This is a genomic window from Salinicola halophyticus (genome assembly GCF_003206695.1).
Taxonomy (GTDB): domain Bacteria; phylum Pseudomonadota; class Gammaproteobacteria; order Pseudomonadales; family Halomonadaceae; genus Salinicola; species Salinicola halophyticus.
Window position 1 is genome coordinate 151,431 of the sequence record NZ_PZJN01000010.1, and the last position, 9,641, is coordinate 161,071.

9 protein-coding genes are annotated in these 9,641 nt (G+C 62.3%); 7 read left to right on the plus strand and 2 right to left on the minus strand.

The features are described 5' to 3' along the window. Positions 1-47: 47 nt before the first annotated feature. Entirely contained in the window at positions 48-1,238 is a 1,191-nt protein-coding gene (locus DOM58_RS16725; protein WP_425353404.1) for a 1-acyl-sn-glycerol-3-phosphate acyltransferase, read from the plus strand. Between the two features lie 222 nt (positions 1,239-1,460). Here the strand turns inward: DOM58_RS16725 and DOM58_RS16730 are convergent, their stop codons facing one another. Further along, on the minus strand, positions 1,461-2,912 hold the full coding sequence (locus DOM58_RS16730) for a TrkH family potassium uptake protein (protein WP_245392309.1): 1,452 nt from the start codon (positions 2,910-2,912) through the stop codon (positions 1,461-1,463). Between the two features lie 267 nt (positions 2,913-3,179). On the opposite strand from DOM58_RS16730, the gene DOM58_RS16735 reads away from it, so the two are divergent. Next, the gene (locus DOM58_RS16735) at positions 3,180-3,464 is read left to right on the plus strand and encodes a hypothetical protein (protein ID WP_075563150.1); all 285 of its coding nucleotides are present in this window, start codon (positions 3,180-3,182) and stop codon (positions 3,462-3,464) included. Between the two features lie 61 nt (positions 3,465-3,525). Here the strand turns inward: DOM58_RS16735 and DOM58_RS17890 are convergent, their stop codons facing one another. Next, positions 3,526-4,011: a pilin gene (locus DOM58_RS17890; RefSeq protein WP_110693829.1), complete on the minus strand. Its 486-nt coding sequence runs from the start codon at positions 4,009-4,011 to the stop codon at positions 3,526-3,528. 416 nt (positions 4,012-4,427) lie between these two features. Here DOM58_RS17890 and pilB point away from each other — a divergent pair, with 416 nt between their 5' ends. From pilB to yacG, 5 genes are all read left to right on the plus strand, one after another. Continuing rightward, a complete protein-coding gene (pilB, locus tag DOM58_RS16745) occupies positions 4,428-6,155 on the plus strand; it encodes a type IV-A pilus assembly ATPase PilB (protein WP_110693820.1) in 1,728 nt (575 codons plus the stop codon). 64 nt (positions 6,156-6,219) lie between these two features. Next, on the plus strand, positions 6,220-7,473 hold the full coding sequence (locus tag DOM58_RS16750; protein ID WP_075563148.1) for a type II secretion system F family protein: 1,254 nt from the start codon (positions 6,220-6,222) through the stop codon (positions 7,471-7,473). 211 nt (positions 7,474-7,684) lie between these two features. Next, positions 7,685-8,545, plus strand: coding sequence for a prepilin peptidase (locus DOM58_RS16755; protein ID WP_245392310.1), 861 nt, complete (start codon positions 7,685-7,687; stop codon positions 8,543-8,545). Beyond that, positions 8,542-9,195 (plus strand): dephospho-CoA kinase, encoded by a 654-nt coding sequence (gene coaE / locus DOM58_RS16760; protein WP_245392311.1) that lies wholly within the window; start codon positions 8,542-8,544, stop codon positions 9,193-9,195. Before DOM58_RS16755 ends, coaE begins: the two co-directional genes overlap by 4 nt. A 67-nt stretch (positions 9,196-9,262) precedes the next feature. After that, positions 9,263-9,529: a DNA gyrase inhibitor YacG gene (yacG, locus tag DOM58_RS16765; RefSeq protein WP_110693821.1), complete on the plus strand. Its 267-nt coding sequence runs from the start codon at positions 9,263-9,265 to the stop codon at positions 9,527-9,529. The last annotated feature ends 112 nt before the right edge of the window (positions 9,530-9,641 follow it).

Here is a 9,641-nt window from a genome sequence, read left to right on the forward strand (position 1 = left end):
ACGATGCCGTAAACGGCAGCGGCGCCGTGACCGACGCCAAGCCTTCGGTGACCGCTAACCAACATAGCGCCGAAGCGGCGATCGATCTCGATCGCTTCGCCGACATTCGCCCCTATCACGACGAAGAGGTCGAAGCCGTACTGGCCCGACTGGCGCATGACAGCGAGCTGCTGGATGCGATCACCCGCTTTCGTCTGCCGCGGCTAGCCCGTTTCGCCCCGCCATTGGCGCGGGCATTGGCGAGCTTTCGGCTCCAGCGCGAGATGCGCGGCGTCAAGACCGTGCGCGATCTTCAGCTGCGTATTGCCGACTACATGGCCCACATGATCAGCCACTCCACCCGCGGCTTCACGGTCGAGGGACTGGATCGGCTGGATGCGAATCAGGCCTACCTGTTCATCGGCAATCACCGCGATATCGCCATGGACCCGGCCTTCGTCAACTACGCGCTGTACAGCGAAGGCCACGACACCGTGCGCATCGCCATCGGTGACAACCTACTGCAGAAGCCCTTCGTCACCGACCTGATGCGGCTCAACAAGAGCTTCATCGTGCCGCGTTCGGCCAAGGGCAAACGCGCGATGCTGGCGGCGTATCAGTCGCTATCGGGCTATATCCGCCATTCGATCACCGACGACAACCACTCGGTGTGGATGGCGCAGCGCGAGGGCCGGGCCAAGGACGGCATCGATCGAACCGACAGCGCCATCGTCAAGATGCTGTGCATGGCACGACGCCTGGAAGAAGGCGACAGCGACATCGGCCAGGCCGTGCAGGAACTCAAGATCGTGCCGGTCTCGATCAGCTACGAGTACGACCCCTGCGCGATCAACAAGGCCCGCGAGCTGCACGCCAAGGAGACCGACGGCGCCTACCAGAAAGTGGAGTTCGAGGATATCTTTTCGATCGTCGCCGGCATCACCGGCGACAAGGGGCGCGTCAAGCTCAAGTTCGGCACGCCGCTCTCCAGCGATTTCGAAAGCGCCGACCAGGTCGCCGAAGAGATCGACCGCCAGGTGCTGGAAAATTACCCGACCTTTCCCAGCCATCAACTGGCACTGGCGGAAACCGGCCTGGCGCCGGAGCTGGTCGACCTTTCAGGCGTCACCCCGGAAGACCGCGAGCGCTTTCAGACCCAGCTGGCCGCCGTCCCCGATGCGCTGCGCCACTGGTGGCTGCTGCAGTACGCCAACCCGATTCTGAATCGGGCCGGAAAAGCGCACAGCCGCGACGCCTGAGCGCCGCTATGCCCTCCGGCACACGCGGTTGAGTTCAGACAGCCCTACCGCCATCGCCCCGCGATGGCGGTTTTTTATGGGCGCTCGGTAAGTGGCGACGGAAGAACCTCGATGGCGATGAAACAACATTGGTACCCCCGAGCGACCGCACGGGGCGATGAAAAACGTTCGTGACGACGAAAAACGTTCGTGACGATAAAACGTTCGTGACGATGACAGATGTCACTTGCGCCAGAAGAACGGTGTCATCAGTACCAGCACGGTGAGGATCTCGAGTCGACCCATCAGCATGCCGACGGAGAGTAGCCACTTGGCGGCATCCGGCAGCGAGGCGAAGTTGCCGGCGGGGCCGATCGTATTTCCCAGCCCCGGGCCGACGTTGGCCAGCGCCGTGGCCGCCCCGGTAATCGCGGTGACCATGTCGAGCCCCAGCGCGGCCAGCGCCAGCGCCAGCACCGCCACGGTCAGAAAGAAGAAGAACGAGAAGGCCATGACCGCCCGCACCACTTCGTCGTTGAGCGGGCGACCGTTGTAACGCTGAGCGAACACGCCGCTGGGGTGCACCAGGTAGCGCAGCTGATTGGCCAGCAGCATGCCGCCGATCTGAAAGCGGAAAATCTTCATGCCGCCGCTGGTCGAACCGCTGCAGCCGCCGATGAAAGTAATGAAGAAGAACGTGGTGACCGCCAGCGGCCCCCACTGGGTGTAGTCCGCGCTGGCGTAGCCGGTGGTCGTTACCACCGAAATCACGTTGAAGGCGACATTCGTCAACGCCTCGAAAGGCGCGTCCGAGAACGCCAGCACCCGATAGAGCGTCAGCGCCGTGATAACCATGATCAACAGCCCGACCAGACCGCGCACCTGCTGGTCCTCCCACAGCGCGCCCCGGCTATCGCGTAGTAGACGAATATAGAGCACGAACGGCAGCGCGCCGCCGAGCATGAACAGACAGCCCAGCCACAGGATCAGCGGCTGATCGTGGTAGATACCGAACGACGCGTCGTAGTTGGCGAAGCCGCCGGTGGAAACCGAACTCATGGCGTGCACGACGGCATCCAGCATGCCCATACCCGCCAGCCGGTAGCTCAGAATCGCGGCCAGGGTCAGCCCGAGATAGATAAAGGTCGAGGCCTTGGCGATACCGCCGGCCCGCGGCAGTACCTTGTCCGACCAGTCGGAGGATTCGGTCTGGAACAGCCGCATGCCGCCGACCTTCAGAAACGGCAGGATTGCGATCGCCATCACGATGATCCCGATACCGCCCAGCCACTGCATCAGCCCGCGCCAGAGTTTTAACCCATCCGACAGATTATCGATGCCGGAGAGCACGGTGGAGCCGGTGGTGGTGATCGCCGAGACCGACTCGAACACCGCATCGGTGAACGACAGCTGCGGCGCCCCCAGCACCAGCGGCAGGCTGGCAAAGGCGCTGATCACCGCCCAGCTCGACGTGGTCAGGATGAACATGTGGCGCGTCTTCAACTCGACCGACGTGCGCCAGGTCCAGATCAGCAGAGAACTCGAGACGATCGCTACCAACCCCATCGACTTGAGAAACGCCCACAGATCGGGATCGCTTTCCAACCCCAGCATGATCACCGGCGGCACCATGAACAGCGCCAATACGATCAACAGCAGCGCCAGAATCTTGAAAATCGGCTTGGCGTCTTGCAAGACTTCCTCCTGATCCCATTACCGTTCGGCTGTTATCGCCGCGACGAGCCGAATGAACCGCAGCGATGATAGGCCATCCCGACGCGCAAGACACGACCCGGACACCATTTGTTATCGATACGCCTTGCTCGAGACTGGCGGCAAAAAGCCGCCAGAAGCCGCCGAAAGCCACGGACCGAATCCGCTCTGGGCCCGCAGCGAGATATGCTATGGTGGCGCCAATCATCACCGCCGAACATGACCCGACAAGCACGAGAGGAAAACCCCATGAGTTCCGCTTCGGAAATGCAGAAGACCCGCGTCATTCAGGAGCTTCGCGCCTTCATCAAGAAACTGCTGCAGGAACCCGGCATTCTCGAGAACTCGCTGACCATCGCCAAGCGCCATTCCGACGGCAGCAACGACGCCACGGCCTGGGCGACCATCGCCAACGAGATTTCGGATACCACCAGCGTGCATATCCCGGAAGACCCCGCCGAGCATTCGGAAGCGGATCGACTGTTTCTGGAGGTGTTGCGGGAAGTGGTGGGGGAAGAAAAGGCACTTTACTGAGTTGTAAGAATGAAGCTGTAAGAGAGAAGAGAAAGAAGGCCGGCGAGTGCCGGCCTAATAATTATTCAGCCGTGGAGGTACAACTACTTGCGTATTGTGCCTTTACAGATGTTTCGCACTCCCACCGTCCTGTTTCGGGGTCATATTTATATTCGACAGTGTCTCCATTAATGTTGGAGTTCGCGGTTACCGCTTTTCCTGTCGTATCTTTTCCAGAACCGAAGGTGTAAATGGCAGTAGCCTCGTCGGCGTCGCTACTCCATTTTCCTTCCGTAATCGCGCCGTACGACCCTTGGGTCGTAATTCCTAAACCGTCAGCGCCTGAAGTAACACCAGCGTCTGTAGTGGCGATTGTGTACGCTTCACCTCTATCGACTTGCTGCTGAATACTGATCTTGGCACCACCAAGCAAGCTATGAGCTTCCGAGAACTGCGACCGTGCGACATAATTCTGATATTGCGGAATCGCGATGGCGGCGAGAATGCCGATGATCGCGACGACGATCATGAGTTCGATCAGGGTGAAGCCGCCCTGCCGGCGTGACATATTCTTTCGTGTTTGCTGCATCGTGGTTCCCTGCCTTGCTGTTGTTGGATTGATCGCTGAATCGATCGATGAATCGTTCGTTGAGTCAACCGTTGAGCCAAGTGCCGAGCCGCTCGACGTGATCCCTTTCGTCACACCCGCCGCGCGCCCCGAATTTTGCGTTCCGCCCGCCTGCCTTGCTCGAGCCTGAGAGCCCCGTCGAATCCGCCCGAGCCGCTCTAACCCTGCACACGCGCCGATACGTAAAATTACCTTCAGTGACACTACAGTCGCGTTATCGGCCGATTGCGAAGAATACTTAAAGAAAAAAAGCCGTTCGCCGATAGCAGCATCATTGGAGACGGTAAGGATCGACTTTTCAGGCTTCGATCGACCGCCTGCCCGTTCGTCAGCCAGTCAGCCGGGGCCCTATTCCCATGCCGGACGTCATCACCTCGCGCGCCCAGAGCAGCCTCGCTCAGCGCTTTATCGAACATCGCCTGATCGGCGCGGCGGACTGCGAGCAAGCGTTCCGTGAAGCGGCCGACAAACAACTGACGCTGCTGGAGTTCCTGGTTCGCGAAGGCCGGATCGATGCCCGCGAGGCCGGTATTCTGGCCGCCCGCGAATACGGTTTGCCGTTCATGGACCTGAAGGACGTCGACTGGGACAAGCTGCCGGTCATCGAACCGGTGGCGGACAAGGTCATCCGCCGCTTCCAGGTGCTACCGCTGGCCCGCGACGATCGCCGCCTCACGGTGGCGATCGCTTTCCCCGCCACGTTGGCGAGCCTCGACGAGCTGCAGTTCACCACCGGTCTGGCGATCGAAGGCGTGCTGGTGCCGTTCGATCAGCTGGAACGGACGCTGGCCAAACGCTATCAGCACCACGAGACCTCCGGCATGCTGGAAGCGCTGGGGGAAGCCAGCGACTCGCTGACGCTGGACACCAGTGAGGCGGATCTGGCGAGTGAAGCCGCGGCGTTCGACAAGGGCGGCGAGGACGACGAGCCGGTGGTGCGCTTCGTCAACAAGATCCTGCGCGACGCCATCCATCGCGGCGCGTCCGACATCCACTTCGAGCCCTACGAATCCAGCTACCGGATTCGCTTTCGCGTCGACGGCATGCTGATCGAGATCGCCCGGCCGCCGCTCAACCTCCGCACCCGCCTGGCCGCACGGCTCAAGGTCATGGCGCGGCTGGATATCTCCGAGCGCCGCTTGCCGCAGGATGGCGCGATGAAGATCCGACTCGATGCCAATCGGGCCATCGATTTCCGCGTCAATACGCTGCCGACCGTATTCGGCGAGAAGATCGTGCTGCGCCTGCTGGATGCCCGGACCGCCAGCTTCGGTATCGATGCACTGGGCTTCGCGCCGGACCAACGGCGGCTATTCGAAGCCGCGCTGGCCGAACCCCAGGGCATGATTCTGGCCACCGGGCCGACGGGCAGTGGCAAGACAGTGACGCTCTACACCGGCATCAACCAGCTCAATACCGAGGAGCGCAATATTTCGACGGCCGAGGACCCGGTGGAGCTCAAGGTGCCCGGGGTCAATCAGGTCAACGTGCAGCCGCGTATCGGCCTCGACTTCGCCAGCGCCCTGCGCGCCTTCCTGCGCCAGGATCCGGACGTGGTGATGGTCGGCGAGATCCGCGATCTGGAGACCGCCGAGATCGCGGTCAAGGCAGCCCAGACCGGCCACCTGGTGCTGTCGACGCTGCATACCAACTCCGCCGCCGAGACGCTGACGCGCCTGCGCAACATGGGGGTCGCGAGCTTCAATATCGCAAGCTCGGTGTCGCTGATCATTGCCCAGCGACTGGCGCGCCTGCTCTGTCCGCGCTGCAAGGCGCCGGCGGAAATTCCTCACGAGGTGCTGCGTCGGGAAGGCGTCTCACCGGAGAAGCTGGCAGACGCCACGCTCTACCGCGCCGTGGGCTGTGACCACTGCACGCTGGGCTACAAGGGCCGCATCGGGATCTATGAAGTCGTGCCGGTGGACGATGCCATGAGCCAGTTGATCATGACCGACAGCCACGCCCTCGAACTCGCCCGCGCAGCACGCACCGCCGGCTTTCCGGGGCTGCGCCAGAGTGGAATCGACAAGGTGCTCCAGGGCCTGACCAGCCTCGAAGAGATCAATCGCGTGACCACCGACTAGCCCATGCGCGGCCAGCGAAGGCCTCGCACCCCCTTTTCATCGATTCACTGTCAGGAACGCACGCATGGCGACCACGCTCAAGTCAGCCAGACCGTTGAGGCCCTCCAAATCACCCAAGCGAGTGGTGATGCACCGCTGGCAGTGGCGCGGCAAGAATCTGCGTGGCGAAGCGGTTTCCGGAGAGCTGATTGCCAGCGAAATCGCGGATGTGCGCAGTGAACTGACCCGCCAGAAGATCATCGTCAAACGGATCACCCGCAAGACCGGGATGTTCGGTCTGGGCCGGATCAAGTCAAAGGACATCACGCTGTTCTCGCGTCAGCTGGCGACCATGATTCGTGCCGGCGTGCCGCTGCTGCAGGGCTGCAAGGTCGTCGCCGAAACCCTCAAGAATCCGGCCATGCGCAATCTGGTCGAGACGCTGGCCAACGATATCAGCGCCGGCGCCAGCTTCTCGGAAGCGCTGGCCAAGCATCCCTCGCGATTCGACCGCATGTTCGTCAACATGGTCGCCGCCGGCGAACAGGCCGGCGCCCTGGACAAGATGCTCGAACGCGTGGCCAGCTACCGCGAAAAGGTCGAGACCCTCAAGGGCCGGGTCAAGAAAGCGCTCTACTACCCGACCGCGGTGGTGCTGGTGGGGATCGGTGTGACCGCCCTGCTGCTGGTCAAGGTGGTTCCCCAGTTCCAGAGCCTGTTCAACGGCTTCGGCGCCGAGCTGCCGGCGTTTACCCAGTTCACGGTGCATCTTTCCCAATTGACCCAGGCCTACTGGTGGCAGGCGATTCTCGCCGCCGCGGCGATCGTGTTCGGACTACGCCAGGCGATGAAACGCTCGCCGGCCTTCGCCTATCGTGCCGATCAACTGGTGCTCAAGCTGCCGGTCATCGGCAATATCGTCGACAAGGGCTCGATAGCGCGTTTCTCGCGGACCCTGGCGACAACGTTCAATGCCGGCATTCCACTGGTCGAAGCGCTCGATACGGCCGCCGGCGCCACCGGCAACCGGGTCCACCAGCGGGCGATTGCCAGCATTCGCGAAGATGTCGGCACCGGCCAGCAGCTCAACTTTGCCATGCGTCGGACAAAAATTTTTCCCGTGATGGCCGTTCAGATGGTCAGCATCGGCGAGGAAGCCGGCGAACTGGATACCATGCTCGACAAGGTGGCGGAGTTCTACGAGGAGGAGGTCGACAACCAGGTCGACGCGCTGACCTCGCTGCTGGAGCCGTTCATTCTGGTGGTACTGGGGACGCTGGTCGGTGGGCTGGTCGTGTCGATGTATTTGCCTATTTTCCAGATGGGTTCCGCCATTTAGGTTGTTATTCATGACTGCGCGCATCCGCCGTGTTGTTGCCCGCCACCTCGAAATCCTCACGGACAACCGCGTCCGCTCCGGGTTCTCGGCGTCGGGCGCCTAGCGGCAAAAGCGCTCGACAATGAATCTCGACCTCAGCGCACTCAAAAGCCAGCTTTCATATGCGTTACCCTTAGCGCTGACTATTTATTCGATGTTCGTGGAGTTTCCGTTGTCCGACCTTCCACCTCTGATTCTCTGGCCGCTGGCGTTCGTGTTCGGCGCGGCGCTTGGCAGCTTTCTCAATGTCGTCATCGTGCGGCTGCCGGTGATGCTGATGCGCCGCTGGCGGGCCGAGGCGCTGGCAGCGCTGGAGCAGCCGACGGAAGCCGACGCGCCCTACAATCTGGCGACGCCACGTTCGCACTGCCCCGGCTGCGGTCATTTCATCGCCTGGCACGACAACCTGCCGCTGATCGGCTGGCTCAAGCGTCGCGGCCGCTGTGCCGCCTGCGGCACGTCGATCAGCGCCCAGTATCCGCTGGTCGAACTGGCCGCGGCGCTGCTGACGGTGGCGGTCATCGCCCTGCACGGTTTGAGCTGGCAGAGCCTGTGGCTGATCGGCGCCTGTCTGACCCTGCTGGCCATGGCCGTGATCGATTGGCGAACCCAGCTGTTGCCGGATGCGTTGACCCTGCCGTTGCTCTGGGCCGGGCTGCTCTACCAATGGCTGTTCGATCCGCTGATGCTGGCAAGCGCGGTGCTGGGGGCGGCCGCCGGGTATCTGTCGCTATGGTCGATCTACTGGCTGTTCAAGCTGACCACCGGCAAGGAAGGGATGGGCTACGGTGATTTCAAGCTAATGGCGGCGCTCGGCGCCTGGCTCGGCTGGCAGAATCTACCGCTGCTACTGTTGATTTCCGCGGGTGTCGGCGCGATCGTCGGCTTGATCCTGATCGCCTCACGTCAGCAGAATCGCGACCAGTCGATGCCGTTCGGACCCTACCTCGCGCTGGCCGGCTGGATCTCTTTGCTGGTCGGCGCGCCGCTGCTGGCCGGCTATCAGGCGCTGCTGATGGGAGGCTGGCAATGAGCACCGACGACAGGCAAGCCGAAGCGGAAATCGCCACGCTGGTCGTTGGCGTGACCGGCGGGATCGGCTCGGGCAAGAGCGCAGTGGCGGATGCCTTTGGCGACCTGGGCATTGGCTGGGTCGATGCCGACCAGGTGGCGCGGGAAGTCGTCATGCCGGGCGAACCCGCACTGGCCGCTATCGTCGAGCGCTATGGCCCGACGATCCTGCAGCCGGACGGCACGCTCGACCGGCGCGCGCTCCGCACTCGAATATTCGACGACGAGGCGCAACGCCAGTGGCTGGAACACGAGACCCACCCGCGTATCCGTCAGGGCCTGATGAGGCACCTGGAACGACTGGCCGGCAGCGGCGCGCCCTACTGCCTGCTGGTCTCGCCGCTGCTGATCGAGTCGGGGCAGCGCGAGCTGGTCGATCGCATTCTGGTGGTCGATGTGCCGCAGGAACTCCAGATTTCCCGCACCCTGGCACGCGATGGTGTCGATCGACGTCAGGTGGAATCCATCATGGCCGCCCAGAGCCCGCGGGAACATCGTCTTGCAGCCGCCGATGACGTCATCGACAATGGACGCGACCACCAACATCTACTCGAACAGGTCGCCCGGCTGGATATCCGCTATCGTCAAATGGCTCGTTCACGGGAACGATAGCGGCCGATACCCAAGCCGCCGCGCACCAATCTCCGACACGAAAGCCACCGACACGACACCTCTCGCCATGACCCGACGTAACGACCCCAGTAACGATGCAGGCCAGGGTTCCAATCCCGCCTCCGGCAAGAAGCCGTTGACGGTACCCTGTCCTCAGTGCCAGAAACCGATCGCCTGGACGACCGAAAATCTCTACAGGCCATTCTGCTCGAAACGCTGCAAGCTACTCGATCTCGGCGCCTGGGCCGACGGCTCTCACCGTATCGCCGGCGAACCGCACATGGATGAAACCGAACTCGACGAACTGATCGATCGCCTCGAGCGCGGCGAATAATCCGCTCATACCCAGAGTACCGACACTTCCCACAGCGTAACTCTCCACAGCGTGACTCTCTACAGCGCAAGTCCGTGGCCAACAACGAAGACGCCGCACCCACTGGGTGCGG

What these genes read in the sequence shown, in the direction of transcription:
- DOM58_RS16735 (WP_075563150.1), top strand. Translation starts at nt 3,180, where the DNA reads ATGAGTTCCGCTTCGGAAATGCAGAAGACCCGCGTCATTCAGGAGCTT.
- DOM58_RS17890 (WP_110693829.1), bottom strand. Translation starts at nt 4,011, where the DNA reads ATGTCACGCCGGCAGGGCGGCTTCACCCTGATCGAACTCATGATCGTC.
- pilB (WP_110693820.1), top strand. Translation starts at nt 4,428, where the DNA reads ATGCCGGACGTCATCACCTCGCGCGCCCAGAGCAGCCTCGCTCAGCGC.
- DOM58_RS16750 (WP_075563148.1), top strand. Translation starts at nt 6,220, where the DNA reads ATGGCGACCACGCTCAAGTCAGCCAGACCGTTGAGGCCCTCCAAATCA.
- coaE (WP_245392311.1), top strand. Translation starts at nt 8,542, where the DNA reads ATGAGCACCGACGACAGGCAAGCCGAAGCGGAAATCGCCACGCTGGTC.
- yacG (WP_110693821.1), top strand. Translation starts at nt 9,263, where the DNA reads ATGACCCGACGTAACGACCCCAGTAACGATGCAGGCCAGGGTTCCAAT.